This is a genomic window from Ruegeria sp. HU-ET01832, assembly GCF_040371315.1.
In the GTDB taxonomy this organism is placed as follows: Bacteria; Pseudomonadota; Alphaproteobacteria; order Rhodobacterales; family Rhodobacteraceae; genus Ruegeria; species Ruegeria lacuscaerulensis_A.
Genome location: NZ_BAABWL010000001.1, coordinates 857,114 through 883,036, shown reverse-complemented (window position 1 = coordinate 883,036; position 25,923 = coordinate 857,114). Strand labels below are relative to the sequence as shown.

Below are 25,923 nucleotides of genomic sequence, written 5' to 3'. Positions count from 1 at the left end.
TTTAACGCGGCTAAAGACAACGGGAGAGGTGCGACTGATTCACACCTTTTCGCCAGGGACGCAAAGATCAAACGATCAGGACAGAATATGAAGAATGCTTTGATGCTTTCGGGCTTTATGACAGCCCTATCCAGCCTGCCCGCCATGGCTCAGGAGCTTGAGATTATTGGCAAACCGGTCGCAGGCGGTGTTGGCTTCCAGCCCGCTGTGACGGATTTGGCAACAGGAATCCAAAGGCTGGACGGGATGATTCTGGTGATCATCACCGCAATCTGTATTTTTGTTGCGGGCCTGCTGGTTTACTGCATCGTGCGCTACAATCAACGTGCCAACCCGACTCCGGCGCGGTTCTCGCATTATACTCCGGTCGAAATCGCCTGGACGCTTGGCCCGATCCTGATTCTTGTTTTCATCGGTGCGTTTTCGTTGCCGGTTCTGTTCAAACAGCAAGAAATTCCCGAAGGCGATGTGGTCATCAAGGTCGTGGGTAACCAGTGGTACTGGACCTATGAGTACATCGATCACGACTTCGCCTTCGATAGCTATCTGTTGGGCCATCCTGCGACACTGGACGAAGGTGCGCGCCCGGCTGATGCTGATGTGACGCCGTTCGTTCTGGATGATGCGATGCGGGCCAAACTGGCTGACGCGGGTTACAGCGATGACGAGTGGCTGCTGGCAACAGATACGGCCGTTGTCGTCCCGGTCGGCAAGGTGATCGTGATGCAGGTTACGGCCTCAGACGTGATTCACTCGTGGACCATTCCCTCGTTCGGTGTGAAGCAGGACGGTGTGCCCGGTCGTTTGGCCGAACTGTGGTTCCAGGCCGATAAAGAAGGCATCTATTTCGGTCAGTGTTCCGAACTGTGTGGCAAGGATCACGCCTATATGCCGATCACCGTCAAAGTGGTTAGCGAAGAAGCCTATGAGGAATGGCTGCAGGGCGCTCTGGAAGAGTATGCTGGCCAGCCTGTCTCGTACCAAGTTGCCTCGAACTAAGCCCTTCGCGGACTAGGTTGAAACACGCAGGCTGCGCGGGGACCGCGCAGCTTCTGCCCCAAAAGGACCCGAAATGAGCGACGCAAGCATCAATGTCAGCCAAGTGACCGCCCCGGCGCACGCGGATGAGGCCAGCTTTGGCGATTATTTCGCCCTGCTGAAGCCGCGCGTCATGTCACTGGTCGTGTTCACGGCCTTGGTGGGTCTGCTGGCCGCGCCGGTGCCGGTGCACCCTTTTGTCGGGTTCTGTGCCATTTTGTTCATCGCCATCGGCGGCGGCGCGTCTGGTGCGCTGAACATGTGGTGGGATGCGGACATTGATCGGGTGATGAAGCGCACCAAGGGCCGACCGATTCCGGCAGGTAAAGTGCAGGAAGGCGAGGCACTGTCGTTGGGGCTGGCACTGTCGGGCCTGTCGGTGATCATGCTGGGGCTGGCGACCAACTGGTTTGCCGGCGCGTTTCTGGCGTTCACGATCTTCTTTTACGTCGTCGTCTACACGATGTGGCTGAAACGCTCGACGCCGCAGAACATCGTAATCGGCGGTGCCGCAGGGGCCTTCCCTCCGGTGATCGGTTGGGTCGCGGCCACTGGGACGATGTCGATCGAGCCTTGGCTGATGTTCGCCCTGACCTTCATGTGGACCCCGCCGCATTTCTGGGCGCTGGCTCTGTTCATGCGCTCGGATTATGATGATGCGGGAGTGCCGATGCTGACCGTTACCCATGGCCGCCGCGCGACGCGCTGGCATATTCTGGTCTACACGGCTCTGCTTGCCACATTGGCCGTGGGCACCGCGTTCTCGGGCATTGGTGGTCCGATCTATCTGACCGTCGCCGTGGTGATGAACGCGCTGTTCCTGCGCGGCGCGTGGCAGATCTCGCGCCGGACCGAGGAAGATTCCGAGGCGGACAACTTCAAGGTCGAGCGGAGCTTTTTCAAACTGTCGCTGCTGTATCTGTTCCTGCATTTCGGCGCGATTCTGGTTGAGGCTTTGCTGAAACCCTACGGGCAGGGAGGTTGGTCATGAGCCTGCGCAAAAGCCATGAACTGCACGAACGCCGCTTTAGCCGCAATCTGGGCGTGGGCCTGACGCTGGCTGCGTTCATCGTGATCATTTTCGGCCTGACGATCGTGAAAGTCTCGAGCACGGATTTCAACATGGCGCCGCAGGAGGTGCAGAACTGATGGCTCTGTCCGGTCCTCAAAAGACGGTTGCGCAGACTGTGGGCGTCGTGGTGCTGATGGGCAGCCTCGCCTGGGCGGCTGTGCCGTTTTACGATTGGTTCTGTCGCGTCACCGGATTCGGCGGCACAACTGGCGTGGCCGAAACTGCGCCCGAGGATATTCTGGACCGCACCGTGACCGTCCGCTTTGACGCGTCGAAAGCCAAGGATATGGCGTGGGAGTTCAAACCGGTCGAGCGCGAAATGGAAGTGCGCATCGGCGAAACTGGCTTGGCTTTCTACGAGGCGTACAACCCGACCGACCGCCCGATCGCGGGGCAGGCGTCGTACAATGTCGCGCCTTATTCGGCGGGTGGGTATTTCCAGAAAATTGCCTGTTTCTGCTTTGAAGAACAGGTACTGCAACCCGGCGAACGGGTTCAGATGCCAGTAAGCTTTTTCGTCGACCCTGAAATGGTCGAGGATCTGGAAGCGAAATATGTGCATACGATCACTCTGTCGTATACATTCTATGAAATTGACCTGCCCGAGGGCTATGCGGCCCTTGATGCGCAGGCTGATACAAACACGAACTAACGCCTTTAGGTGAGGGACGCTGATGGCACACGCTAAAAACCACGATTATCATATTCTGCCGCCGTCGGTATGGCCGCTGATAGGGGCCATTGGTGGCTTTGTGATGCTGTTCGGTGCTGTCCTTTGGATGCACGGCGTCACTTCGTTCATGTTCTGGATGGGTCTGGTCGCCGTTCTTTACACCATGTTCGCCTGGTGGTCCGAGGTCGTGGCCGAAAGCCGCGCGGGCGACCACACGCCGGTGGTGCGCATCGGTCTGCGCTATGGCTTCATCCTGTTCGTCATGTCCGAGGTGATGTTCTTCTTTGCCTGGTTCTGGTCGTTCTTCAAACATCGCATGTACCCGATGTACGACTATGCCGGAACAGAGTACATCCAGCCCGATATCCACGCAGTTGACCCGTTCCACCTGCCGCTGATCAACACTCTGGTCCTGCTGCTGTCGGGCTGCGCGATCACCTGGGCGCACCACGCTCTGGTACATGACAACGACCGCAAGGCGCTGATCAACGGTCTGGCCATCGGTATCGTTCTGGGTATCCTCTTCACTGCGCTGCAAGGCTACGAATATTACGAACTGCTGGCCCATGAAGGTTGGGAATTTGGTGGTGACCAGTTCTATTCGAACTTCTTCATGGCAACCGGTTTCCATGGTGCGCATGTGATCATCGGAACGATCTTCCTGACGGTCTGCCTGATCCGGGCTCTGCGCGGGGATTTCACGCCTGAGAAACACGTGGGTTTTGAGGCGGCTGCATGGTACTGGCACTTCGTCGACGTTGTCTGGCTGTTCCTGTTCTTCGCCGTCTACATCTGGGGTCAGGCCCCGCTGTTCTGATCCGATCAGATCGGTAAATTGCAAAAGCCGCCCGATGGGGCGGCTTTTTCACTATCCGGGGCGCAAGATTGCGCCCCATACAATTGCGCGGTTGCAATCGGGACCGCTCCGCCCTTAACAAGACGCCGGTTTCTGTAACAAGGTTTCACCTGACTATGCGCCGCATTCTGTTCCTGCTGATCTTTGGTATCGCCGGTCTGGGCGTGCTGATCTCGCTGGGTCTATGGCAGGTGCAGCGGCTGGCCTGGAAAGAAGGTGTTCTGGCCGAGATCGACGCGCGTATTGCGGCTGAACCTGTGAGCCTGCCCCAGAGCGTATCGGAAGATGGCGACAAATACCTGCCCGTGACAATTTCGGGCGATATGGAGCCGGGGGAAATCCACGTTCTGGTCTCGGTCAAGCAGGTTGGCGCGGGCTATCGGATCATCCAGTCTTTCAGCACTAAGGACCGCACCATTCTGGTGGATCGCGGCTTTGTACCGACCACGGCAAAACAGGCCGAGCGTCTCACCGGTCCGATGACAGTGACCGGCAACCTTCATTGGCCGGATGAGATCGACAGTTATACGCCGGAACCCGATATCGACGACAACATCTGGTTCGCGCGGGACGTGCCCAATCTGGCCGCCGCGCTTGGGGCCGAACCCATCTTGTTGATCGCACGGTCGGAAACTGACCCGGGCATCACACCTTTGCCGGTGGACACGGCGGGCATTCCCAACGATCACCTGCAATATGCAATCACATGGTTTGGTCTGGCTCTGGTCTGGGCCGCAATGACCGGTTATTTCCTGTGGCGCAACCGCGCCCCTGCACAGAGTGAAGAGCAATGAAATATATCTCGACCCGTGGCCAAGCGCCGGAACTGACCTTTGAAGAGGCGATGCTGACTGGCCTTGCCCGTGACGGCGGCCTGTACCTGCCGGCCGAGATCCCGGTGATGAGCCACGATGAGATCGCCGCACTGGCCGGTCTGCCCTATGAAGAGATCGCGTTTCGCGTGATGTGGCCCTATGTCAGCGGCTCGTTCACCGGGCAGGAGTTCAAGAACATCATTGCCCGCGCTTACGAAGGTTTCGGTCATGACGCCCGCGCGCCGATAAAGCAGCTGAACGAGAACCACTTCCTGCTGGAACTGTTCCACGGCCCCACGCTGGCCTTTAAGGACTTTGCCATGCAGTTGATTGGTCAGCTGTTCCAGGTGGCCCTGAAGCGGCGCAATGATCGTGTGACCATCGTGGGTGCGACCAGTGGCGATACGGGTTCCGCAGCCATTGAGGCGTTTCGCGGGCTGGACGCGGTGGATGTGTTCATCCTGTTTCCGCATGGCCGCGTGTCCGAGGTGCAGCGCCGCCAGATGACGACGCCTGCGGACAGCAATGTGCATGCGCTCGCCGTGGATGGTGATTTCGACGATTGCCAGGCCGCGCTGAAAGATATGTTCAACGATTTCGATTTCCGTGACGGGGTGAAACTGGCCGGTGTGAACTCGATCAACTTTGCGCGGGTGCTGGCTCAGATCGTCTATTACTTCTCGGCGGCTGTCAGTGTTGGCGCGCCGCATCGCAAGGTCAGCTTTACTGTGCCCACCGGCAACTTTGGCGACATCTTCGCGGGTTATCTGGCCAAGCGCATGGGTTTGCCCATAGATCGTCTGGTTGTGGCCACCAACCAGAACGACATTCTGCATCGCTGCCTGTCGGGTGAGGGGTATTTCAAGGGCGACACCATCCCTTCGATCAGCCCGTCGATGGATATTCAAGTCAGCTCGAACTTTGAACGGGCGCTGTACTATGCCTATGGCGAGGATGGCAGCGCTGTGGCGCAGTTGATGGATGAGCTGAAAAGCGGTGGCTTCAATGTCAGTCAGGGCGCAATGGAAGCCTTGCGCGAAAGCTTCGACTCGGGTCGTGTCTCCGAGGATGAAACGCTAGAGACGATCAAACACACGCTGGTCCATAGCGCTGAGCTGGTTTGCCCACACTCGGCTATCGGCATCAAGGTGGGTGAAGATCACCGTACGGTGGATGTACCGATGATCACGCTGGCTACTGCCCACCCAGCGAAATTCCCGGCGGCGGTCGAGAAGGCGAGCGGGGAACATCCGCCTCTTCCATCCCGCATGTCTGATCTGTATGAACGTCCGGAACGGGTGACGCGGATTGCCAATGATCTGGGTGCCCTTGAGGATCATATCAAAGGGCATATCGCCGAGTGACTGTCAGACAAGACCAACTGAAGAACGGATTTCGGATCGTCAGTGAGAACATGCCGGGGCTGCAATCTGCGGCCATCGGCATCTGGGTGACCGCGGGTGCGCGGAACGAGCGGATCGAACAGAACGGGATCGCGCATTTCCTTGAACACATGGCGTTCAAGGGAACCGAGCGCCGTTCGGCGCTGCAAATCGCCGAGGCGATTGAGGATGTGGGCGGCTATATCAACGCCTATACCTCGCGCGAGGTGACGGCCTATTACGCGCGTGTTCTGAAAGATGACGTTGCGCTGGCGATGGACGTGATCGGCGACATCGTTCTGAACCCCATCTTCGACCCGCGCGAGATCGAGGTCGAGCGCGGCGTTATCCTGCAAGAGATCGGTCAGGCCTATGACACGCCCGACGATGTGATTTTCGACTGGCTGCAAGAACAGAGCTATCACGATCAGCCCCTGGGCCGCACCATTCTAGGACCGTCTGAGCGGGTCAGCGCGTTTTCGCGCGAAGATCTGTCGGGCTTTGTGGCCGAGCATTACGGCCCCGAACAGATGATCCTGTCGGCGGCAGGGGCCGTGGATCATGATGCGCTGATGAAAACGGCCGAAGTGATGTTTGGCCATCTGCAACCGCGAAAAGGTCTGATCGCTGAGGCGGCCCGGTTCACCGGCGGCGAAGCGCGGCAGGAGAAAAATCTGGAGCAGGCGCATTTTGCGCTGGCGCTGGAAAGTCCGGGTTATCGCGATGATGCGATCTATACCGCTCAGATATACTCGACCGCTTTGGGCGGCGGCATGTCCTCGCGCCTGTTCCAGGAGGTGCGTGAGAGCCGGGGCCTCTGTTATACGATCTTTGCCCAGACCGGGGCCTATGCCGATACCGGTACGACGACGATTTACGCGGGAACCTCGGCCGATCAGGTTGGCGAGTTGGCTACCATCACCATCGATGAAATGAAGCGTGCCGCCGAGGATATGAGCCCCGAAGAGGTCGCCCGTGCGCGTGCGCAGATGAAGGCCGGAATGCTGATGGGTCTTGAAAGCCCCTCGAACCGGGCGGAACGTCTGGCGCGGTTGGTGCAGATCTGGGGTCGGGTGCCCTCGCTTGAGGATACCGTCGCCAAGATTGATGCGGTCAGCACCGAGGACGTACGCGCCTTTGCGGAAACCATGGCGGTGCAGGCCCCGGCGGCGCTGGCGCTTTATGGTCCGGTCTCGGGCGCGCCCACTTTGGTGGAATTGCAGGAGAGGCGCGCGGCGTGATGCTTCTGGGCCGACGCAAGCTGAAACTCGAGACAGCGCGCCTCAGCCTGCGCCCGCCGGTGCATTCGGATTTCAACGATTGGGCGGCTCTGCGGCGGGCCTCGAAAGAGTACCTGACCCCCTGGGAGCCGATCTGGGCCAAAGATCACCTGAGCCGCAAGTCATTTACCAACCGGGTCTATTGGGCGCAGCGGTCGGTGGCCAGCGGCACGGCGATCCCGCTGTTTTTGTTTCGCCGGGAAGATGACACGCTTGTTGGCGCGATCACTTTGGACAATGTTCGACGTGGCCCTGCACAAGCTGGGACACTGGGGTACTGGACTGGTCAGGCTTATGCCCGCAACGGGTATATGCGGGAAGCGATCGGGGCGGTTGTTCACCACGCCTTTACCCGGCTGGATCTGAGCCGGATCGAAGCAGCGTGTCTGCCCGAGAACAAAGCGTCGCGGGGATTGCTGGAGCGGTCTGCGTTCAAATACGAGGGCGTGGCGCAGTCCTATTTGCAGATCAACGGGCGATGGCGGACGCATGTTTTGTATGCCTGTCTGCGATCCGACCGGCGCGGCAAGACGGACGCGGGCTAGGGGTTTGGCACGGGCAAAAAAGCCGATGATTTGGATCAGCGATGCGATGGTGAGCGTCTCAAACATCAAAGGATTTGATGCAGACGTCGTCCTGAACAACAGAAAATACGCTATCGAGGCGATGGAGCGAAACAGACTTGGGGAGGTGCAGCCGGAGGACTGCTTCCCAAAAGAAATGTACGCGAAGTACAAAGACAAAAAGGAAAAAAAGCAGCCCGATCTGTTTATGGCTGGGGGTCTCTGGACAGTTTCAGCAAAATGTGCTGCCGTTATGCGTCAGTTTGATCTCGGCGAAGGAAATCTCTATGCAGTCAAGCTGTTTCAACATGACCGCACCACACCGGTAGAAGGCGAGCACTTTTGCCTGAACTTTGGTGCTCAAAAAACCGCCGTTCTGACGGACCAATCGCACCGCATTGATAAGCCTTATCCAAACTACGATATCTGGCAGCCACCAGGGGCAATGCAGGACAACGATATCGCGGTCAGCGCCTCGGCACTTGCTGGGCCGGATCTTTGGATGGACCCGCAAATGCGTGACGCGTTTTTTGTGAGTGACGCGCTGAACCAAGCGTTGCGCGCCGAGAAGGTTTCTCGTGCATTCAAACTGCGCAAATGCATCGTGATTTGATCGCCTTCCAAGGCCAATCCGCTGTTTTCCCAATGATGAATCTGAAGGCGTGACATACGCACAAGCTGCGCTACACTTCCCTCATGCGTTGGGTTGTTGCGGTATTGGTTTTGATCTCGGGTGGGGCTGCGGCGCAGGAGCGTCGGCCAAGCCATTGTATTGCCATCGCCGACGCCGCGCCGGGCATTGAGTATGTTCAAAAGGCCGCATGGACGGACCCGGTGCCTGAGTTCTCGGTCCGGATCAGCTATGTCGCTCATGCTTCGTTTCTGATTCAGACGCAGGGTGGGCTGAACGCGGTCACGGACTTCACGGGTTTCATTGGCGGTGCGGACCTGATCCCGGATGTAGTCACGATGAACCATGCACACAGCACCCATTGGACCGCGAACCCGGATCCGGCGATTCCCCATGTGTTGCCAGGCTGGGGAGAATTCGGGCAAGGGATCGAGCATCACCTGGATCTGGGTGAGATGCTGGTGCGAAATGTCTCGACCGATATCCGATCTGTCTATGGCGGGGTCGAAGAGCGCGGCAATTCTATTTTTGTCTTTGAGATTGAAGGGCTCTGTATCGGGCATCTGGGGCATTTGCACCATATCCCGTCAGATGCGCAGTTTGCGGCCTTGGGAAGGTTGGATGTGGTCATGGCAGCCGTGGATGGGGGGACGACCATGCCTTTGCCCGAGATGGTGCAGGTGCTGAAACGGTTGAAAAGTTCGGTCATTATTCCGATGCATTGGTTTTCAGGCTTTTCGTTGGATCGGTTTCTCGTCGATATCCGGGACGAATTTCCAGTCGAGCGGGAAGGTGTTTCTGAGTTGGTCGTTTCGCTTCGCACCCTTCCGGACCGGCCAACGGTCGTGGTTTTGGAGCCTCAATACCTGATTGACATCGAATAAAGCTTGTCGGGTCTGCCGGAGTTGGGCAAGGAAAGCCTATGACTTTGAATCCCGCTGATGACGCCTTTGCCCAATCCGTCCGTGACGCCCTTGGCGGCGAGGTCTTGCGCAAGCCTGAACCGCGCTATGCTGAGGAGCCCCGTCGCAGGTTTTCAGGGCAGGTCGGTCTATTGGCAGCCCCACGCAGTACAGAAGAGGTTGCGGCCCTGGTGCAGCTGGCTTCTGCCGCGTCGGTGCCTGTTGTCCCCTATGGAGGCGGGACTGGATTGGTTGGAGGACAAGTCATGCCCGCCGGACCTGCGCCCCTTTTGATATCGCTAGAGCGGATGACCGCGATCCGCGCTGTTCATCCGACGGAGAATATCCTGATTGCCGAGGCAGGCGCGATCCTTGCTGATGTGCAGGCCGCCGCCCAGAGTAACAACCGCCTGTTTCCTTTGTCCTTGGCTGCAGAAGGATCGTGCCGGATTGGTGGCAATCTTGCGACCAATGCGGGTGGGGTCAATGTGCTGCGCTATGGCAATGCGCGCGATCTGTGCCTGGGGCTTGAGGCGGTCTTGCCGAATGGTGAGGTCTGGCACGGGCTCAGCCGGTTGCGCAAGGACAATACCGGCTATGATCTGCGCAATCTGTTGATCGGGTCCGAGGGGACGTTGGGCATCATCACGGCGGCGTCTCTCAAGCTGTCCCCGCGTCCGGCTGGGGTCGGAACGGCGATGGTACAGGTTACGTCGCTCGAGGCGGCCATAGATCTGCTGGATCTGGCGCGGGATCAGTTGGGCGATGGCGTCAGCACGTTCGAACTGATCCACAGGCAGGGGTTGCAGTTTTTGTCCGAGGTGTTGCCGGACGTTCGCCAGCCTTTCGCGATTTCACCCGAATGGTCGGTGCTGATCGAGGTTGGTTTGTTCGGCGGATTGGACCCTCAGACAGCGCTAGAGACGCTTTACGCTGCTGCGGACACACGGGGCCTTGTCATGGATGCCGTGATCGCGCAAAGCGAGGCCCAGCGGGCGGACTTATGGGCAGTACGCGAGCGCATTCCCGAGGCGAACCGGCTGATCGGGTCGGTTTCTAGTCATGATATTTCAGTGCCAATTTCGGATATTCCCGCGTTCATCCGGCAGGGTCCGGACGAAATTGCGCGGATTGGACCGTTCCGTATCAACTGCTTTGGCCATCTGGGTGATGGGAACCTTCACTACAACGTGTTCCCTCCGGCCGGGCGCCAACGGTCGGACCATGATGCGCAGCGCGGACAAATAAAAAGCGCTATCCACGATCTGGTGGATAAGTTCGGCGGGTCAGTTAGCGCCGAGCATGGCGTTGGCCGCCTGAAAACGGATGATCTGGAAAGATATGGGGATCCGGCCAAGCTGACCGCCATGCGGGCAATCAAGTCTGCGCTTGATCCAAAGGGTATTATGAACCCCGGGGCTGTTCTGAAGTCATAGAAGCGGCTCGGGTGTCCCCGAGCCGCTTTTGGCCGTTTTACGAGGTCGGCAGAATCACTTTGTCGATGACGTGGATAACGCCATTCGTTGTTTCGATATCTGCCTGAACGACAGACGCGTCGTTGACCATCACGCCATTGTCCAGATCAATCGTCACTTCGCCGCCTTGAACGGTTGCAGCCGTCATGTCATCGGACAGATCGCCCGACATCACCTTGCCCGGTACTACATGATAGGTCAGAACGGCGATCAACTGATCTTTATTCTCGGGCTTCAACAGCGTTTCGACAGTACCTTCGGGCAGTGCTGCGAAGGCTTCGTCGGTCGGGGCGAAGACAGTGAACGGGCCATCGCCTTTCAGCGTATCAACCAGCTCGGCGGCCTGAACGGCGGCGACCAGAGTTTCAAAGCTGCCCGCGCCGACAGCAGTGTCCACGATGTCTTTCTTGGCTCCGGCGAATGCAGCCGATGCGATCAGAGCGCCGGACACACCGGCAATAGCGAGTTTGCGAAACATGGTAACAGGTTCCCTTGTTGGAATGCCGTCAGTGGCATCGACAAGGGGTACGGCGCCCAATCACAACAAGATCACTGAATATATCGATAAATTGTTGTTGAATGTGAAGTGACCCGCGCTAAGCCAGCGCGGGTTGGAATTTCCACTCACGTTTTTGTGATCGAAGGGGCGTCAAAGACCTTCGAATTCACACAAAACATGCACATCCATGTCCAGATCTTCCAGAACTTTGCGGCCGCCTAGCTCGGGCAGGTCGATGATGAACGAGCAGGACACGATCTCTCCGCCCAATCGTTCGATCAGTTTGATGCCAGCCGCTGCGGTGCCACCTGTGGCCAGCAAGTCATCCACGACAAGAATCTTCTCGCCGGGCTGGATCGCGTCGTCGTGGATTTCGACGATGGCCTCACCATATTCCAGTTTGTAGTCTTGGCTGATCGTGGTGCCGGGCAGCTTTCCCTTCTTGCGGATTGGAACGAAGCCAACGCTAAGCTGATGAGCAATCGCGCCACCCAGAATAAAGCCACGTGCCTCTAGGCCCACGACCTTGTCGATGCGTTCGCCCGCATAGGGATGCAGCATCTGATCAATCGCCATGCGAAACCCACGTGGGTCTGCGAACAGGGTGGTCACATCGCGGAACATGATCCCTTCATGTGGGAAGTCGACGATGGTGCGGATGTAATCCTTGACCGACTTGTTTCTGGACATGGCGGACCCCTTTGGCGTCAGAATACGCTGGGCTGTTTGGCCCATTGGGGTCAGTCATGCAAGGATTGATTGTGTGATCTTATTTGCGGCGTTTCAAAAGAACGTTCGGCAAGCTCTTGTATCGGTACAGAGACGAAGGCAGCCACGACAAATGGGGTTTGCGCCAATTGCGTTGGTCTCGCAAAAGAAATGCCTGAGCAGCATGCAGATTCATTGCCATAATCCTTTTTTATTGCTAGGTGCTCGATAACTACAATTTCTATGCTATGTATATACATTGCATCGCACAGAGAATCAAGGGTCTGTCAGGGATAGGGCGTGTGGCTAAGAAAGACGGTAAAGGTTCTACCAAGAAAAACAGTCAATTGGTTCTGCGTTTAGACAAAGACGAGCGTGATGCTTTCGTTGAGCTGTGCAAAGAACTCGATACCTCGGCCGCGCGGGAAATCCGGCGGTTCATCCGCGGTTTCATGAAGGAAAACGCCGAGGATTAGGCCGGGCGCCGCAGGACTGCGGTCGCCACGCCCATTCCGATCAGGGTCAACCCTCCGAATTTTGTCATGACATTCAGGACGCCTGCGCGTCCGATCATCATGCGCAACCTGTCAGCCATCAACGCATAGGCCAGAGCGTTCAGCCATGCGAGGCCGACAAATGTCGCGATAAGGATGGCGAATTGCGGGCCCAGGGGGTCTGTTGGACGAATGAACTGCGGGACAAATGCGATGAAGAACGCAATGGATTTCGGGTTCAGGGCCGTGACAGCTGCAGCGTGCCCAAAGACACTGCGCGTTGTAACATCGCGACCGGTCTCTACCGTCTCTACGCCGCCCACGGGCGCGCTGCGTAAAAGCTTTACTCCAAGCCAGATCAGGTAAGCCGCGCCTACCCATTTCAGCACCGAAAACAAGGTTGCTGAAGCCAGAACCAACGCCCCCAACCCAAGCAATGACGCTGTCATCGCGACCAGATCGCCTAAAGCGACCCCTGTGGCCGAGGCGACAGCGACGCTGCGCCCTTTGGACAACGCATAGCTGAGAACCAGCAGAACGGTTGGGCCGGGGATCAGCAGCAAAGCGGTCGAAGCAGCCACAAAGGCAAGCCAGAGATCAAGGGACATAGGGTATCCTGTTAAACGTTTTGCACCACAAAGCCTGTGCGCTGGCGTCAGGTCAAGCCCTCGAACGATCCGTCACGAAGCGCATCAAAGCTTCAAGCGGACCGCGATGGAAGCGCCGACGCCAAACCAGTGCAAATCCAGAGGATGCGACACAGAACCCAACGCCGTACCCTAAAATCTGAACCGCGCTCAGGGAACCGTTCAGCAATCCGGCTTCGTCCAGAATACCCATGCCAATCAGAATATGCGCCACATACAGCGTCAGGCTGATGCGTCCCGGTGCTGTTAGGGCTGCAGCAATTCCCAGTCGCTGAATGCGTGGCCAAAGCTTCAGCAGCAACCCGATTACGACGCAGGATGATCCGGTTCCTGCCAGGATATAGAACGGGCCGGGTGGTATCGACGCGGTCCCAAGATAAGGGTCCGAGACCAGTATCCTGGGAAACAGGGCCAACACCGCGGCTCCAAATCCCCACATGATCAGGCGGTGTTGAATGCAGATCGTATGCAGCTGCGACCGCCCGATGGCCATGCCGATCAAAAGGAAAGCAGCCCATGGCAACACTGGGTGCCAGCCATTGAAAACAGCGTTGCGCAGAAAGCCGGGCAGGGTCCACAGGTCGGTGTAGGTCAGTGTGCTCCAATCCCAACCCCGATCATAATCGAAGATCAGGTGCGCCAGAGCAGATAGCCCAACGATTCCCAGTGCCCCAAGCCACAAGCCGCGTGGAGAGGATGCCAGAAATGCGGCTCCAATCAGGAAATACAACGCGTAGAAATGCAGGATATCGGCGTCAAACACCGTCATGTTGATTAGGCCGAGCACAAACAGAAACGCCGCGCGTCGAAGCAACAAGCTGACCGAGAGCCGGGCCAACCCGACCCCAATGCCGGCCAAAATGACAAACAAGGCCGCCGCGCGCCCTTCTAATGCGTCTATAAAACCAGAGGCCCAATCCTGACCCGGAACGACCTGTGCTGCGATGCGAAAGTTCACCAACACCATGCCGCAATAGGCCAGAAACCTGGCTGCGTCCAAAGCCTCAAATCTTTGCATACTGCCCTCTGATGCGGTCTCGACTGCGGTTTGACACGCCATTGTGGCGCAACTGCGGCTTAAATTCCCAAGCGGGATAAACAAATCGCGAGCGCGGGCAACGGTTCACTTTGGGTTCGCTACACAAGAGGTGACCTGCCCCACCGTCGCAGATAAAGATTGGATTAAACCCGCGAGTTGCGCCTTGAAACGTGGCACGTGATGCACGACCTCGGACGAAACCACGTGCTGCGCAAAGGAGTTGAAAATGGTGACCGAGACGACAGATACGAACGCGCGCACAAATTCTGCGCGGTCCGGGTTCGGGCGGCTGAAGCTGTGCCTTGTAGTGGCTTTTCTGTTGGTCGGAGTGGTCTATTCAGGCGTGCTTGGGTACATCTATTTCAACCAGCAATCATTGGTTTTCAAACCCGATGGTGAATTGCCGAAACCATCAGAAGTTGGGTTAGCGGACATGGAGGTTGTGTCACTGCCCATGGCTGATGGCACTTTGCTCACAGCATGGTCAGCCCCTGCGGTGCGAGAAGGTGCGCCGACGGTACTGTTCTTTCATGGTCAGAGCGGGAACCTAAGCGACCGATCCGACAGGTTGCGCGAAATTCTCAACAGTGGGTTTGGCCTGTTCGCCCCAAGTTACCGTGGTTTTCCCGGCAGTGCCGGCGAACCTTCAGAGGAGGCGCTGATCGCGGATGCGATTTTGATGTATGACCGGCTAGAGGCCGATGGTGCCTCGGTCATTTTGCATGGTCAAAGCCTAGGGACAGGAATTGCAGCCGCCGTAGCAGCCGAACGCCCGAATGCCCGAATGCTGGTGCTTGAGGCTCCTTACACAGCGACAGTGGACATCGCGGCCGAGCGCTATCCTTTTCTGCCTGTCTCTGCCCTGATGAAGGACCAGTTTAGAACTCGGGACCTGATTGAGAGTGTTAAAGTGCCGACTCTGATCTTCCACGGAACTCTGGATGAGACCATTCCGGTTGCGCACGGTCAGGCTTTGGCCGCACTGGCAGGCGAGACCGTTCAGTTGTTCGTCATCCCAGGCGGAACGCATAACGACCTATGGTCACATGGCCTGTGGGATGAGGTGCAAACAGCCCTGTCGCGGTAGGCCGGATTACAATACCCGACCAGCAACAGCATCCAGTTTAGCCAGCAGGGCCGGATCGCGTTTTTCAGGCGCGGTCAGGATCGCATATTCCAGCGCCCGGTCACAGCCACGAGGACAAGGCGCACGGTCCGGCCCAAGCAGATCGGGCAACCCCTTGACCAGTGCGCGCCCTTTCTCGGCATTCCCGGTCAGAGTTGCAATGATTGCGGTCACGTCGACTTCGCCATGGTCCGGGTGCCAACTGTCGTAGTCGGTGACCATCGCGATCGAGGCGTAACACAGCTCGGCCTCTCGGGCGAGCTTGGCCTCGGGCATGTTGGTCATTCCTATCACGTCGCAGCCCCAGTGTTCGCGGTACATTTTGGATTCCGCCAGCGTCGAGAATTGTGGTCCCTCCATCGCAAGATAGGTTCCGCCCCGGTGTATGTTTATCCCTGCCGCCTTGCCAGCAGTTTCGCATGCATCCGACAGGCGGGGGCACGTTGGATGCGCGACGCTGACATGGGCTACACAGCCGGTACCGAAAAAGCTTTTGTCGCGGGCAAAAGTCCTGTCGATGAATTGATCCACGATCACGAAATCACCCGGCGCCATATGCTCGCGAAATGACCCGCAGGCCGAGACCGAGATGACATCGCTTACGCCCAGCCGTTTCAGCGCATCGATATTCGCGCGATATGGAACATCGGTCGGGGAATGCACGTGGCCGCGCCCGTGGCGCGGCAGGAACGCCATCTCGACTCCGTTCAGTGATCCCGTCAGGATTTGATCTGACGGATCGCCCCAAGGTGTTTCAACCGTAACCCATTCAGCGTTCTCTAGCCCGTCAATGTCGTAGATGCCTGATCCGCCGATAACCGCAATCTTGGTCTGGGTCACTTGTTCTCTCCGGGTTGTGGTGCCTGATCCGGGATTTGTGCGCCGCAGTTTTGGGTTTGACAAGGGTCAATAAGAGTTACTGCAGCGTCAAAAGGTTACGGGTTTGCGCCTGCTGCTGAAAATCGCTCCACGCTGCATCAAATTGCTGCAATGGCCATTTCAGGTCCTGCGCCTGTCCATGTCGGTCACGGAAAACAAAGCGATAAGCGTCTCCGTCCAACATGGCAGCGATAATCTCATCCGCGCCGCTTCCGTCGAAGGTGCAACCAAGGCCGGTAAGGCATCCAGGGCTGCGGGTGCGCCAGACAACGCCGTCGCTGCCGTCAATGCGGAAGCCGGACGGCCAGAACAAGGTGCCGGGTTCTATTCCGAATTCGACCTGAACCCCGGTCGGGGCAGGGGTAATAAAGACGTATTGTGCGCCGAATTTGGGGCGGTACGAGAAGACCTCGGCCCGGCGAATATAGCAGCGCTGCTTCAGCGCGCCGTATTCTTCACGTTCGTCGCAGATCGAGTTCCATACGCCGAACGATTCATAATGGGTCACGCGCCAATTGCTGGCCGTGTCATTGCCCCGCAGGTCCTGTGCGAACGCAGCCATCGGGGCTAGTAGGAAAAGGATCAACCATCGCATGGCCAATAAGTGCGTATCCGTGACGCCCGGTTCAACTCACGACTCTGCGATCGCTCGGTATGCGCTTTTTGCATAGCAGCCTCCCACCTGGTGCGGTGGCTCCAAGGTTCGATGACGGGTAGAAAGCCCCTTTCGCGCGCGCACCAACCGACAGGACATCTTATGCCCCGAGCCATGCTGGCAAGCTTTGCAAACCGTATCGCCAAACCCGACCTGCGTTGGGTGCCGGATGAGGGGTTGACCGCCTCGCGCCTGCGGATCGAGCTTTTGTCCGGCCTGACCGTGGCCCTTGCGCTGGTGCCCGAGGCTGTGGCCTTTGCTTTTGTTGCCGGGGTTCATCCGTTGGTGGGGTTGTACGCGGCTTTCATGGTCGGTTTGATCACGGCGCTGATCGGGGGGCGTCCGGGTATGATCTCGGGCGCGACCGGGGCGCTTGCGGTGGTAATGGTGGCGCTGGTGGCAGAACATGGGGTCGAGTACCTGTTTGCGACCGTCGTTCTTATGGGAATTTTGCAGGTGATCGCAGGGGCGATGCATTGGGGGCGGTTCATCCGTCTCGTGCCTCATCCGGTGATGCTGGGCTTTGTGAACGGTCTGGCCATCGTTATCTTTCTGGCGCAGCTGGGCCAGTTCAAGGTGCCCGGCACCATGGAGAACACCGGCCACGGCATGGGCGGAGGTGAGTGGCTCTCGGGTCTGCAACTCTATACCATGCTGGGTCTGGTCGCGCTGACCATGGCGGTGATCTGGGTCATGCCGCGCATCACGCGGGTTGTTCCGGCCCCGCTGGCCGGGATTGTCGTCGTTGCCGCGCTGGTGATCGGCTTTGGCCTGGACGTGCCGCGCGTCGGTGATCTGGCCTCGATCGAAGGTGGCCTGCCGCCCTTCCACATCCCGATGGTGCCGCTGACCTGGGAAACCTTTGAAATCATCCTGCCCTACGCCGTCATTCTGGCCGCCATCGGCCTGATTGAATCGCTGCTGACCCTGAATCTTGTGGGTGAGATAACGGGCAAACGAGGCGGTGCATCGCAGGAATGTATCGCGCAGGGCGTTTCCAACGTCGCAACCGGTTTCTTCGGTGGCATGGGTGGCTGTGCGATGATCGGACAGTCGATGATCAACGTGAAATCAGGGGGGCGGACTCGCATCGCCGGGATCGCCGCTGCGCTATTCCTGCTTATCTTCATCCTTTTTGCCTCACCACTGATCGAACAGATTCCTCTGGCTGCACTCGTCGGAGTGATGTTCATGGTGGTGATCGGCACCTTCGCCTGGAATTCGTTTAACATCATGCGAAAAGTGCCTCTGATGGACGCGTTCGTCATTGTGCTGGTGACGGTTGTGACGGTGATGGAGGACCTCGCGGTCGCAGTCGTAGTTGGCGTGATCGTCTCGGCGTTGGCTTACGCATGGAACAACGCAAAACGCATCCACGCGATCACTCGGGACTCGGCGACCGAGAAAGGTGCCAAGGTTTATGAAATCCAGGGCCCTCTGTTTTTCGGGTCGTCCGACGGGTTTGTGGAACTCTTCGATGTCTCGAATGATCCTGAAACCGTCATTGTGGATTTCGCAGAAAGCCGCGTTGTCGATCAATCAGCACTTCAGGCCATCGAGAACATCGCTGGAAAATACGAAGCCGCAGGTAAACGGGTCATGTTGCGCCACCTGAGCCGCGATTGCCACAAACTGCTGAACAAGGCCGGCCATCTGATGGTCGATAGTGATGATGACCCGGATTATGAAATCGCGGTGGACTACTCTGTCCGCACCGGCATTCTGGGTGGCCACTGAGGCTTTAGCGTGGCTCTGCCTCGCGCTCCGGGATTGTTACAGCCAGATGGATATAGGATCCCTAGCTTCATCTGGCTAAAAATACCTCGGGGGAGACGCCCGCAGGGCGGCGGGGGCAGAGCCCCTTTTGCGATCAGTCATCGGGACGGTTGAGGGAAAACAGTTCCGTGACCACGGAGTAGTCACGGTACCCTAGCCGTGCCAGTGGCTGGAATGTGGTGACGTCGAATTTACCGTCTTTCAAACAGTCGTCTCTTAAATGCACGCCAGTTACTTCTCCGAAGACAACGCGGTTTGCTTCTCCGGGCAGCTTCACGATCTGGGTCAGCTTGCATTCAAGGGCGGCAGGCGCCCCCTGAATCCTGGCGCAAGGAATCGTTTCACACTCTATTGCAGTCAAACCTGCATGGTCGAATTCATCCACGTGTTTCGGCAATCCCGCAGAACTTGCGTTCATTGCATCCCGATGCGCATGCGCCACGACATTCACACAAAAAACACCTGTGGCTTCGATGTTGGCGATACTGTCTTTGCCACCGTCCTGATCTGGTTTCGTGCCCGTCGTGGCGAACATAACCTGCGGAGGAGTATATGCGACGCCGTTAAAAAACGAATACGGGGCCAGATTGTTCACTCCATCCAAGTCGCGGGACGATATCCAGCCGATCGGGCGTGGCGTGATGATGGCGTTGAAAGGATTATGCGGCAGACCGTGGCCGTCTTCGGGGCGATAGAACATATGTACTCCAAGCGTTTGCCCAAGGCGTAACGAAGTGCTAGGGCGAATTCCAGCAAGGAAAAGAGGGCAGGGGTGCAGCAATTCGCGATCAAGCCGGAGGAACCGGACGATTGGTGGGAGGTCGAGGCTTTGTACGACCTGTGTTTCGCGCCGGGGCGCGAGGCATTGTCCTCGTACCGTTTGCGTGATGATGTGCCACCTGTTTCGGGGCTTTCATTGGTCGCACGGGATGGGCAAGGAATTTTGGCAGGTGCGATCCGGTTCTGGCCCGTGCATGTCGGGGGTCATGATGCCCTGCTTTTAGGGCCCGTCGCCGTGCACCCAACACACCAGGGCGAGGGTTTGGGCGGATTCCTCATTCACGAAGGCCTGCAAGCAGGGCGCGAAAAGGGGTGGCAGCGCGTTATGCTGGTTGGTGATGCGCCTTATTACGCAAGGTTCGGGTTCTCACGTTTGGAGCACATTAAGATGCCTCCGCCAACCAACCCAGATAGGGTTTTGGGCGCGGAGCTGACTGAAGCGGCATGGTTTGGAGTCACCGGTTCGGTGACCCGATGGTAGCGCTGAGCTATTGAAAATCAGTCAACAAGTTCCGATGTTTCTGTCAGGAGGATTTCATGCAGGACATCGCTCTTGTAGAAAAACTGGATACAGAGGCCGAGTTGGATCGGCTTGCCTCGCATTACAAATCTGCAGGGGGTGCTGGCGTCAAACTGCTCAACAGTCTTGGCGTATCGGCTGAAACCTTGCTGGATCAGCTGCCAGACCCGGTCAGGCGGGGGCTGACAGGCGCGACTGAACAGGCACTATGGGCTGCTATGCACGCGGCAGAAGGTTCGCGCCGTGCGGTGCCGGATCAAAAGCCATGGGTAAACACAGCCGTGACCACAGTAATGGGCGCGGCAGGTGGGATAGGCGGTGTGTCTTCCGCATTGATGGAGCTGCCAGCGACCACAACAATGCTGCTTCGTGCGATACAGGGTGCCGCCGCGTATGAGGGGTTCAATCCTTCAGAGGACGGAGTGAAGTTCGATTGTGTTCGCGTTCTTTCGGCTGCCGGGCCACTTTCATACGATGGCGGCGCCGATCTGGGCTTTTTCTCGGTCCGCCTGACTCTGACAGGGCCGGCCATGCAAAAGCTGATTGCTGCGGTCGCGCCGAAACTGTCAGTGGTTCTGGGGCAAAAGCTTGCGGCGCAATCTATTCCTGTCCTTGGGGCGTTGGCTGGCGGCGGGACGAACTTCGTGTACAGCCGGTATTACCAACAAATCGCCCGGGTCCATTTTGGCTTGCGCCGCCTTGCCGTTGACGCCGACATTCCTCATGATCAGCTTTTACGTAAGCTCTCTGCGCGAATGTAGGATATTGGACAGCGCATCGCTTAACCGTGAAGCGACAGCGGTGCCCATACGGTTACCTGCAGCCATAGAGGTATTGATATTGCGCTGATGGGCGGTATCTATTCCGCATCTGAAGTCTGGACGGATCATGATTCAATACGCGTTGAAATGCAGTAACGGTCACAGTTTTGACAGTTGGTTTCAATCGGCTGCAGCTTACGACAAGCTGGCAGCTGCAGGGATGGTTTGCTGTGCTGTTTGTGGTAACAGCGAGGTCGAAAAAGCGATTATGACGCCGCGTGTCCGGCCAGCCCGAACCATTGAGGCGCGCTCGGAACCCTCTGAACGTTCGGAAAAGTCGGTGGATATGGCGACGCCTACACCAGATGTTGAGCAGGCTCTTGCCGAACTACGTCGCAAGGTCGAAGAAAACTCGGATTATGTCGGCAAGGACTTTGCCAGTGAGGCCCGCAAAATTCATTTGGGTGATGCGCCCGAGAGGGCGATCTATGGCGAGGCCAAACCCGAAGAGGCAAAGGCCCTGATAGATGACGGCGTTCCGGTGGCGCCTTTACCCTTTGTTCCAACGCGAAAGACCAACTGACACATGCATATTGTGATCACCGGAGCAGGCCGTGGAATCGGACGCACTCTGGCGGATCGTTATCGGGCGCAGGGGCATAGTGTGACCGGAACCGCTCGCGATGGCAGTGCCGAGATCATTTTGGATGTCACAAAGCCTGACCAGCAGCGCGCGATGGCGTCACAGCTTAGAGACACTGCCGTCGATCTGCTGATCTGCAATGCTGGTGTCTATCTGGATAAATCGGAGAGCATCGTGGGTTACCCAACCGAAATGTGGGCCCAGACATTTGCGTCCAATGTGACCGGAGTATTTCTGACAGTTCAGGCGCTTTTACCCAATCTGCGCAAGGCCAAGGGGAAAATCGCCATCCTGTCTTCGCAGATGGCCTCGCACACGCGGGCGCCGGGTGGCAGCTATATTTACCGCTCTTCAAAGGCGGCTGTGTTGAATTTGGGTCGCAACCTGTCAACGGACCTTCGTCATGACGGCATTGCTGTTGGGATCTATCATCCGGGTTGGGTTCAGACAGATATGGGCGGGCCCGCAGCTGAGATTACCGTAGATCAGGCCGTGGATGGCCTGATGGCTCGGTTCAAAGACCTCTCTTTGGAAAATACGGGCTGTTTTGACACCTTTGACGGCCAGGCCCATGCTTACTGAGCGGCAAGGGCAGCCGTCGGGATCTCATAAACTTCGCCGGGATCAACGAAGATCACCATGACATTGCCTTGCGTCTCATAACTAAGGCGCGCGGCTGAATTTGTTGAATTCGGCACGCCATCGGTGAAATAGATGTTGCGGACCTCGCCGTTGCCCATTCCAACAGCCAAAGTTATTTGCCCATCGTCATGGCGGCGCAGCTCGGCATTGCAACTGCGCAGCGGCTCTCCGGCATTTGTTGCGCAAGGGACAGTTCCCAAAGCATTTTTCCCGTCTGTTCCTGCCAGTGTTGAAACCTGGGCCAGCGCTGGCGTGGACAATAGAGCAAAGACAAGAGCAAGACGGGGCATGTTGGATTTCCTGAAATAACGGATGAGAGCAAGCTGACACCGCTAGGAGCGGTTGTAAAGCGACCGTACGACGCGACCGAACAGGTTTTGAACACTTGCCCTTAACGCCCCCCTGACTTAAGACGCACGGGATCTGAATTCCAAGGCGCGGAGACGACTGCCCCCATGCCCTTACTCGTGATGAAATTCGGCGGCACATCCGTCGCCAACTTGGACCGTATCCGCCGTGCGGCCAAGCGTATCGGCGTTGAAGTGGCAAAAGGCTATGACGTAATCGTCATCGTCTCGGCCATGTCCGGCAAAACCAACGAGCTGGTGGGCTGGGTGAATGAGACCTCTCCGTTGTTCGATGCGCGCGAATATGATGCTGTTGTGTCCTCGGGCGAGAATGTGACCGCTGGTCTGATGGCGTTGACGCTGCAAGAGATGGATATCCCTGCACGCAGTTGGCAGGGCTGGCAGGTGCCGCTGATGACCACCAGCGCCCACAGCCAGGCCCGAATTGAGGAAATCCCGACCGACAATCTGAATCAGAAGTTCGGCGAAGGCATGCGGGTAGCCGTGGTCGCCGGGTTCCAGGGCATCAGCCCCGAGGGTCGTATCACCACGCTGGGCCGCGGCGGTTCGGATACGACGGCGGTGGCCTTTGCCGCAGCTTTTGGTGCCGAGCGGTGCGACATCTATACCGATGTGGACGGCGTCTATACCACCGACCCGCGCATCTGTGAAAAGGCGCGCAAGCTGGACAAGATTTCGTTCGAGGAAATGCTCGAACTGGCCTCGCTGGGGGCCAAGGTGCTGCAAACCCGCTCGGTCGAGCTGGCGATGCGGTATAAGGTGAAACTGCGCGTTCTTTCAAGTTTCGAGGAACAATCCGACGAGGCCGGTACGCTGGTCGTTGACGAGGAGGATATCATGGAATCCAATGTTGTGGCCGGTGTGGCCTATTCCCGCGACGAGGCCAAGATGACCGTCGTATCGGTGGCGGACCGCCCCGGTATCGCCTCGATCATCTTTACCGCGCTCAGCGATGAGGGCGTGAACGTGGACATGATCGTTCAGAATATTTCGGACGAGGGGCGCACCGACATGACCTTCTCGTGCCCGACCGATCAGGTCGCGCGTGCCGAGAAAGCGTTGTTGGCGATCAAGGACGCGGGTGAGCTGAACTATGCCGAACTGGTTGCGGACGAAGACGTCTGCAAGGTTTCGGTGGTTGGCATCGGCATGCGGTCGCAATCGGGTGTTGCAGCCAAGATGTTCAAAATTCTCTCGGATGAGGGGATCAACATTAAGGTCATCACAACTTCCGAGATCAAAATTTCCGTGCTTGTGGACAGGAAATACATGGAACTTGCGGTTCAGGCACTGCATGATGCCTTTGAACTGGACAAGGCGGCCTGAGCGTTTCAGCCAAGGGTCTTGCCTGACGCACTAATTTGGGTGGGCCATGGCGGACGGTACCGAAACAGAATCTCGTAAGCTGCTGGGGCGGCTGCGCGAAGAGATGGCGAGCGAGGCCGCCGGTCAGGAACGCCTTGACCGGATCACAAGTCTGATTGCGGATAGCATAAGGGCCGAGGTGTGCTCGATTTACCTGTTCCGCGACGAAGATACGCTTGAACTGTGCGCGACTGAGGGGTTGGCACCCGAAGCCGTTCACCAGACCCGGATGCGCATGGGCGAGGGGCTGGTTGGGCGGGTCGCCAAGTCCGGCCAAATCGTCAATACGGCGGATGCACCTTCGGCCAAGGGCTTTCGGTACATGCCCGAGACGGGCGAGGAGCGGTTTTCTTCTTTTCTTGGTGTCCCGATCCAGCGCCTAGGCGAAAAGCTGGGCGTTTTGGTGGTTCAGTCGCGGGATGCGCGGGAATACTCAGCCGATGAGGTCTACGCGCTGGAAGTGGTCGCCATGGTTCTGGCCGAAATGGCCGAGCTTGGTGCCTTTGTGGGCGAAGGCGCGGCCTTGTCGCCCCGTCATCAGCAATCTGTACAGCTGACCGGGGGGCCGGCTCAGGAAGGATCTGCCGAAGGCCATGTCTGGTTGCATGAGCCTCGTGTCGTTGTCACCAACCCGATCGCCGAAGATCCACACCGCGAACGCGAACGCCTGATCGAAGCGGTGGATGAATTGCGGGTGGGCGTCGATAAGATGCTCGAGATTTCCAAGGATGGCGACACCGAGCAGTTGCAGGTTTTGGAAGCCTATCGGATGTTTGCCAATTCCAAAGGCTGGATGCGCCGGATGGAGGAAGACATCGCGCGTGGCCTTAGCGCCGAGGCAGCCGTGGAGAAAGAGCAGTCTCAGGCCCGCGCTCGCATGGGCCAAGTGACGGACCCTTATTTGCGCGAACGGCTGGCCGATCTGGATGACCTGTCGAACCGTCTGCTGCGTATTCTGACGGGGCAGGGCAATACCAATGGCGCAGATCTGCCCCCTGATCCTATCCTGATTGCGCGCAATATCGGCCCCGGCGATCTGTTGGAATATGGCCGGTCACTGAAGGGCATCGTGCTTGAGGAAGGCTCGGTCGGCAGCCACGCCACCATCGTCGCCCGCGCGCTGGCGATTCCGCTTGTGGTGCATGTGGGCCGCATCACGACCGAGGCGCTGAATGGGGATCATATCCTGGTCGACGGCGACAACGGCACCGTGCATCTGCGCCCCGAAGATACGGTGGTCTCGGCCTTCCGCGATAAGATCGCGATGCAGGCGAAGGCGCAGGAACGCTATGCCTCGATCCGCGAAACCCCGTGCGTGACCCGCGATGGTGAGCGGATCAATCTGGTGATGAACGCGGGGCTGATGGCCGATTTGCCGTCGTTGAACAATTCCGGGGCTGAGGGTGTGGGCCTGTTCCGGACCGAGCTGCAATTCCTGATCCGCACGCAGATGCCCAAACGATCCGAATTAGTTACGCAATATCAGCGCGTACTGGATGCGGCGGGCGAAAAGCGGGTCGTGTTCCGAACGTTGGATATCGGTTCGGACAAGGTGTTGCCCTATATGAAACACGTGGCCGAGCCCAATCCTGCGCTGGGTTGGCGCGCGATCCGGGTCGGTCTGGACAAGCGCGGCGTGATGCGCATGCAGTTGCAAGCCCTGCTGCGCGCCGCCAATGGCCGCCCGTTGTCGATCATGTTCCCCTTCGTTGCGCAGGCGGATGAGTTCCGCGAAGCCCGTTGGGAGGTCAACAAAACCATCGAACGCGAAAAGCGTCTGGGTCACGTCCTGCCGGAAAAGATCGAAGTAGGGGCGATGCTGGAAACGCCTTCGTTGGCTTTTGCGCCGCAGAAATTTTTTGACGAGGTGGACTTCGTCTCGATCGGTGGCAACGACCTGAAACAGTTCTTCTTCGCCGCTGACCGCGAAAACGAGCTGGTGCGCCGCCGCTATGATACTCTGAACGTCAGTTTCCTCAGCTTCATCGAGCGTATTGTCGAACGCTGCAATATTTCGAACACGCCACTTTCGTTTTGCGGTGAGGATGCCGGTCGCCCGGTCGAGGCTTTGTGCCTGGCCGCTATGGGCATCAGGTCTCTGTCGATGCGCCCGGCCTCGATTGGTCCGGTCAAAAGCGTGTTGTTGCGTGCCGATCTGCAATCGCTGCGCAAGATCATCGCTGATGCCCGGCACCGTGGTGAACAATCTGTGCGACCCGCAGTGATGGAATGGCTACGTAATCAGGGGTGATCGCAGCGCCGCAGGGGGCATAATTCAAATCTGATGTTGATTTTAACGCTGGTTTTGACTAGTTCCTCGGAAAATGTTAGCGA

General features: G+C 57.8%; 29 protein-coding genes. 21 read left to right on the top strand and 8 right to left on the bottom strand.

The window, feature by feature from the left end; genetic code table 11:
* Positions 1-87: 87 nt before the first annotated feature.
* From coxB to ABWV79_RS04410, 12 genes are all read left to right on the top strand, one after another.
* Positions 88-999 carry a cytochrome c oxidase subunit II gene (gene coxB, locus ABWV79_RS04465; protein WP_353390609.1) on the top strand — a complete coding sequence of 304 codons (912 nt, stop codon included), beginning with the start codon at positions 88-90 and terminating at the stop codon, positions 997-999.
* A gap of 73 nt (positions 1,000-1,072) precedes the next feature.
* A complete protein-coding gene (gene cyoE, locus ABWV79_RS04460) occupies positions 1,073-2,029 on the top strand; it encodes a heme o synthase (protein WP_353390607.1) in 957 nt (318 codons plus the stop codon).
* Positions 2,026-2,187, top strand: coding sequence for a cytochrome c oxidase system small membrane protein (locus ABWV79_RS04455; RefSeq protein ID WP_353390606.1), 162 nt, complete (start codon positions 2,026-2,028; stop codon positions 2,185-2,187). The genes cyoE and ABWV79_RS04455 overlap by 4 nt, the downstream gene beginning before the upstream one ends.
* Positions 2,187-2,762 (top strand): cytochrome c oxidase assembly protein, encoded by a 576-nt coding sequence (locus ABWV79_RS04450; protein ID WP_170753776.1) that lies wholly within the window; start codon positions 2,187-2,189, stop codon positions 2,760-2,762. The genes ABWV79_RS04455 and ABWV79_RS04450 overlap by 1 nt, the downstream gene beginning before the upstream one ends.
* Before the next feature lie 22 nt (positions 2,763-2,784).
* On the top strand, positions 2,785-3,600 hold the full coding sequence (locus ABWV79_RS04445; RefSeq protein ID WP_170354950.1) for a cytochrome c oxidase subunit 3: 816 nt from the start codon (positions 2,785-2,787) through the stop codon (positions 3,598-3,600).
* Positions 3,601-3,755: 155 nt separating this feature from the next.
* Positions 3,756-4,433 carry an SURF1 family protein gene (locus ABWV79_RS04440; protein WP_353390605.1) on the top strand — a complete coding sequence of 226 codons (678 nt, stop codon included), beginning with the start codon at positions 3,756-3,758 and terminating at the stop codon, positions 4,431-4,433.
* The gene (gene thrC, locus ABWV79_RS04435) at positions 4,430-5,818 is read left to right on the top strand and encodes a threonine synthase (protein ID WP_170354952.1); all 1,389 of its coding nucleotides are present in this window, start codon (positions 4,430-4,432) and stop codon (positions 5,816-5,818) included. The genes ABWV79_RS04440 and thrC overlap by 4 nt, the downstream gene beginning before the upstream one ends.
* A complete protein-coding gene (locus ABWV79_RS04430) occupies positions 5,815-7,077 on the top strand; it encodes a M16 family metallopeptidase (RefSeq protein ID WP_353390604.1) in 1,263 nt (420 codons plus the stop codon). The genes thrC and ABWV79_RS04430 overlap by 4 nt, the downstream gene beginning before the upstream one ends.
* Entirely contained in the window at positions 7,077-7,661 is a 585-nt protein-coding gene (locus tag ABWV79_RS04425) for a GNAT family N-acetyltransferase (RefSeq protein ID WP_170354954.1), read from the top strand. Before ABWV79_RS04430 ends, ABWV79_RS04425 begins: the two co-directional genes overlap by 1 nt.
* Positions 7,662-7,665: 4 nt before the next feature.
* Positions 7,666-8,292, top strand: coding sequence for an imm11 family protein (locus ABWV79_RS04420; RefSeq protein ID WP_353390603.1), 627 nt, complete (start codon positions 7,666-7,668; stop codon positions 8,290-8,292).
* A gap of 83 nt (positions 8,293-8,375) precedes the next feature.
* Positions 8,376-9,194 carry an MBL fold metallo-hydrolase gene (locus tag ABWV79_RS04415; RefSeq protein WP_353390602.1) on the top strand — a complete coding sequence of 273 codons (819 nt, stop codon included), beginning with the start codon at positions 8,376-8,378 and terminating at the stop codon, positions 9,192-9,194.
* 38 nt (positions 9,195-9,232) lie between these two features.
* Positions 9,233-10,648 (top strand): FAD-binding oxidoreductase, encoded by a 1,416-nt coding sequence (locus tag ABWV79_RS04410; protein WP_353390601.1) that lies wholly within the window; start codon positions 9,233-9,235, stop codon positions 10,646-10,648.
* 37 nt (positions 10,649-10,685) lie between these two features.
* Here the strand turns inward: ABWV79_RS04410 and ABWV79_RS04405 are convergent, their stop codons facing one another.
* Together ABWV79_RS04405 and ABWV79_RS04400 are read right to left on the bottom strand one after the other, a co-directional pair.
* Positions 10,686-11,165: a fasciclin domain-containing protein gene (locus ABWV79_RS04405; protein ID WP_209194077.1), complete on the bottom strand. Its 480-nt coding sequence runs from the start codon at positions 11,163-11,165 to the stop codon at positions 10,686-10,688.
* Between the two features lie 171 nt (positions 11,166-11,336).
* On the bottom strand, positions 11,337-11,876 hold the full coding sequence (locus ABWV79_RS04400; RefSeq protein ID WP_170354959.1) for an adenine phosphoribosyltransferase: 540 nt from the start codon (positions 11,874-11,876) through the stop codon (positions 11,337-11,339).
* Positions 11,877-12,196: 320 nt separating this feature from the next.
* Here ABWV79_RS04400 and ABWV79_RS04395 point away from each other — a divergent pair, with 320 nt between their 5' ends.
* Positions 12,197-12,370: a hypothetical protein gene (locus tag ABWV79_RS04395; RefSeq protein WP_170354960.1), complete on the top strand. Its 174-nt coding sequence runs from the start codon at positions 12,197-12,199 to the stop codon at positions 12,368-12,370.
* Here the strand turns inward: ABWV79_RS04395 and ABWV79_RS04390 are convergent.
* Both ABWV79_RS04390 and ABWV79_RS04385 read right to left on the bottom strand, forming a co-directional pair.
* Positions 12,367-12,996, bottom strand: a complete 630-nt coding sequence (locus tag ABWV79_RS04390) for a LysE family translocator (RefSeq protein WP_353390600.1) — start codon at positions 12,994-12,996, stop codon at positions 12,367-12,369. The two genes, ABWV79_RS04395 and ABWV79_RS04390, sit on opposite strands and share 4 nt — an antisense overlap.
* Positions 12,997-13,048: 52 nt before the next feature.
* Positions 13,049-14,053, bottom strand: coding sequence for a DUF418 domain-containing protein (locus ABWV79_RS04385; RefSeq protein WP_353390599.1), 1,005 nt, complete (start codon positions 14,051-14,053; stop codon positions 13,049-13,051).
* A gap of 247 nt (positions 14,054-14,300) precedes the next feature.
* Between ABWV79_RS04385 and ABWV79_RS04380 the strand changes: the two genes are divergently transcribed.
* Positions 14,301-15,161 (top strand): alpha/beta hydrolase, encoded by an 861-nt coding sequence (locus tag ABWV79_RS04380; protein WP_353390598.1) that lies wholly within the window; start codon positions 14,301-14,303, stop codon positions 15,159-15,161.
* Positions 15,162-15,167: 6 nt separating this feature from the next.
* Here the strand turns inward: ABWV79_RS04380 and ABWV79_RS04375 are convergent, their stop codons facing one another.
* Both ABWV79_RS04375 and ABWV79_RS04370 read right to left on the bottom strand, forming a co-directional pair.
* Positions 15,168-16,040, bottom strand: a complete 873-nt coding sequence (locus ABWV79_RS04375; protein ID WP_353390596.1) for an S-methyl-5'-thioadenosine phosphorylase — start codon at positions 16,038-16,040, stop codon at positions 15,168-15,170.
* Between the two features lie 76 nt (positions 16,041-16,116).
* Complete coding sequence (locus ABWV79_RS04370; RefSeq protein WP_353390595.1) at positions 16,117-16,674, bottom strand: hypothetical protein; 558 nt, start codon at positions 16,672-16,674, stop codon at positions 16,117-16,119.
* A 162-nt stretch (positions 16,675-16,836) separates the two neighbouring features.
* Between ABWV79_RS04370 and ABWV79_RS04365 the strand changes: the two genes are divergently transcribed.
* Positions 16,837-18,471 carry a SulP family inorganic anion transporter gene (locus ABWV79_RS04365; RefSeq protein WP_170354966.1) on the top strand — a complete coding sequence of 545 codons (1,635 nt, stop codon included), beginning with the start codon at positions 16,837-16,839 and terminating at the stop codon, positions 18,469-18,471.
* Between the two features lie 133 nt (positions 18,472-18,604).
* On the opposite strand, the gene ABWV79_RS04360 is transcribed toward ABWV79_RS04365, so the two are convergent.
* Positions 18,605-19,210 carry a flavin reductase family protein gene (locus ABWV79_RS04360; protein WP_353390594.1) on the bottom strand — a complete coding sequence of 202 codons (606 nt, stop codon included), beginning with the start codon at positions 19,208-19,210 and terminating at the stop codon, positions 18,605-18,607.
* Between the two features lie 72 nt (positions 19,211-19,282).
* Here ABWV79_RS04360 and ABWV79_RS04355 point away from each other — a divergent pair, with 72 nt between their 5' ends.
* The 4 genes from ABWV79_RS04355 to ABWV79_RS04340 all read left to right on the top strand — a co-directional run bounded on the left by ABWV79_RS04355 (position 19,283) and on the right by ABWV79_RS04340 (position 21,796).
* Positions 19,283-19,771 carry a GNAT family N-acetyltransferase gene (locus ABWV79_RS04355; protein ID WP_353390593.1) on the top strand — a complete coding sequence of 163 codons (489 nt, stop codon included), beginning with the start codon at positions 19,283-19,285 and terminating at the stop codon, positions 19,769-19,771.
* A gap of 56 nt (positions 19,772-19,827) precedes the next feature.
* A complete protein-coding gene (locus ABWV79_RS04350) occupies positions 19,828-20,571 on the top strand; it encodes an EcsC family protein (protein WP_353390591.1) in 744 nt (247 codons plus the stop codon).
* A 127-nt stretch (positions 20,572-20,698) separates the two neighbouring features.
* Entirely contained in the window at positions 20,699-21,154 is a 456-nt protein-coding gene (locus ABWV79_RS04345; RefSeq protein WP_170753799.1) for a DUF1178 family protein, read from the top strand.
* Between the two features lie 3 nt (positions 21,155-21,157).
* Positions 21,158-21,796, top strand: a complete 639-nt coding sequence (locus ABWV79_RS04340; protein ID WP_353390590.1) for an SDR family NAD(P)-dependent oxidoreductase — start codon at positions 21,158-21,160, stop codon at positions 21,794-21,796.
* Here the strand turns inward: ABWV79_RS04340 and ABWV79_RS04335 are convergent.
* A complete protein-coding gene (locus ABWV79_RS04335; RefSeq protein ID WP_353390589.1) occupies positions 21,790-22,146 on the bottom strand; it encodes a hypothetical protein in 357 nt (118 codons plus the stop codon). The genes ABWV79_RS04340 and ABWV79_RS04335 overlap by 7 nt on opposite strands.
* A gap of 165 nt (positions 22,147-22,311) precedes the next feature.
* Here ABWV79_RS04335 and ABWV79_RS04330 point away from each other — a divergent pair, with 165 nt between their 5' ends.
* Positions 22,312-23,550 carry an aspartate kinase gene (locus tag ABWV79_RS04330; protein WP_170354973.1) on the top strand — a complete coding sequence of 413 codons (1,239 nt, stop codon included), beginning with the start codon at positions 22,312-22,314 and terminating at the stop codon, positions 23,548-23,550.
* Between the two features lie 46 nt (positions 23,551-23,596).
* Positions 23,597-25,840 (top strand): phosphoenolpyruvate--protein phosphotransferase, encoded by a 2,244-nt coding sequence (gene ptsP, locus ABWV79_RS04325; RefSeq protein ID WP_170354974.1) that lies wholly within the window; start codon positions 23,597-23,599, stop codon positions 25,838-25,840.
* The last annotated feature ends 83 nt before the right edge of the window (positions 25,841-25,923 follow it).

Excerpts from the sequence above, each read along its gene's own strand:
- coxB (WP_353390609.1), top strand. The coding sequence starts at position 88 with ATGAAGAATGCTTTGATGCTTTCGGGCTTTATGACAGCCCTATCCAGC.
- cyoE (WP_353390607.1), top strand. The coding sequence starts at position 1,073 with ATGAGCGACGCAAGCATCAATGTCAGCCAAGTGACCGCCCCGGCGCAC.
- ABWV79_RS04455 (WP_353390606.1), top strand. The coding sequence starts at position 2,026 with ATGAGCCTGCGCAAAAGCCATGAACTGCACGAACGCCGCTTTAGCCGC.
- ABWV79_RS04450 (WP_170753776.1), top strand. The coding sequence starts at position 2,187 with ATGGCTCTGTCCGGTCCTCAAAAGACGGTTGCGCAGACTGTGGGCGTC.
- ABWV79_RS04445 (WP_170354950.1), top strand. The coding sequence starts at position 2,785 with ATGGCACACGCTAAAAACCACGATTATCATATTCTGCCGCCGTCGGTA.
- ABWV79_RS04440 (WP_353390605.1), top strand. The coding sequence starts at position 3,756 with ATGCGCCGCATTCTGTTCCTGCTGATCTTTGGTATCGCCGGTCTGGGC.
- thrC (WP_170354952.1), top strand. The coding sequence starts at position 4,430 with ATGAAATATATCTCGACCCGTGGCCAAGCGCCGGAACTGACCTTTGAA.
- ABWV79_RS04425 (WP_170354954.1), top strand. The coding sequence starts at position 7,077 with ATGCTTCTGGGCCGACGCAAGCTGAAACTCGAGACAGCGCGCCTCAGC.
- ABWV79_RS04415 (WP_353390602.1), top strand. The coding sequence starts at position 8,376 with ATGCGTTGGGTTGTTGCGGTATTGGTTTTGATCTCGGGTGGGGCTGCG.
- ABWV79_RS04410 (WP_353390601.1), top strand. The coding sequence starts at position 9,233 with ATGACTTTGAATCCCGCTGATGACGCCTTTGCCCAATCCGTCCGTGAC.
- ABWV79_RS04405 (WP_209194077.1), bottom strand. The coding sequence starts at position 11,165 with ATGTTTCGCAAACTCGCTATTGCCGGTGTGTCCGGCGCTCTGATCGCA.
- ABWV79_RS04400 (WP_170354959.1), bottom strand. The coding sequence starts at position 11,876 with ATGTCCAGAAACAAGTCGGTCAAGGATTACATCCGCACCATCGTCGAC.
- ABWV79_RS04390 (WP_353390600.1), bottom strand. The coding sequence starts at position 12,996 with ATGTCCCTTGATCTCTGGCTTGCCTTTGTGGCTGCTTCGACCGCTTTG.
- ABWV79_RS04385 (WP_353390599.1), bottom strand. The coding sequence starts at position 14,053 with ATGCAAAGATTTGAGGCTTTGGACGCAGCCAGGTTTCTGGCCTATTGC.
- ABWV79_RS04380 (WP_353390598.1), top strand. The coding sequence starts at position 14,301 with ATGGTGACCGAGACGACAGATACGAACGCGCGCACAAATTCTGCGCGG.
- ABWV79_RS04370 (WP_353390595.1), bottom strand. The coding sequence starts at position 16,674 with ATGCGATGGTTGATCCTTTTCCTACTAGCCCCGATGGCTGCGTTCGCA.
- ABWV79_RS04365 (WP_170354966.1), top strand. The coding sequence starts at position 16,837 with ATGCCCCGAGCCATGCTGGCAAGCTTTGCAAACCGTATCGCCAAACCC.
- ABWV79_RS04360 (WP_353390594.1), bottom strand. The coding sequence starts at position 19,210 with ATGTTCTATCGCCCCGAAGACGGCCACGGTCTGCCGCATAATCCTTTC.
- ABWV79_RS04350 (WP_353390591.1), top strand. The coding sequence starts at position 19,828 with ATGCAGGACATCGCTCTTGTAGAAAAACTGGATACAGAGGCCGAGTTG.
- ABWV79_RS04345 (WP_170753799.1), top strand. The coding sequence starts at position 20,699 with ATGATTCAATACGCGTTGAAATGCAGTAACGGTCACAGTTTTGACAGT.
- ABWV79_RS04340 (WP_353390590.1), top strand. The coding sequence starts at position 21,158 with ATGCATATTGTGATCACCGGAGCAGGCCGTGGAATCGGACGCACTCTG.
- ABWV79_RS04335 (WP_353390589.1), bottom strand. The coding sequence starts at position 22,146 with ATGCCCCGTCTTGCTCTTGTCTTTGCTCTATTGTCCACGCCAGCGCTG.
- ABWV79_RS04330 (WP_170354973.1), top strand. The coding sequence starts at position 22,312 with ATGCCCTTACTCGTGATGAAATTCGGCGGCACATCCGTCGCCAACTTG.
- ptsP (WP_170354974.1), top strand. The coding sequence starts at position 23,597 with ATGGCGGACGGTACCGAAACAGAATCTCGTAAGCTGCTGGGGCGGCTG.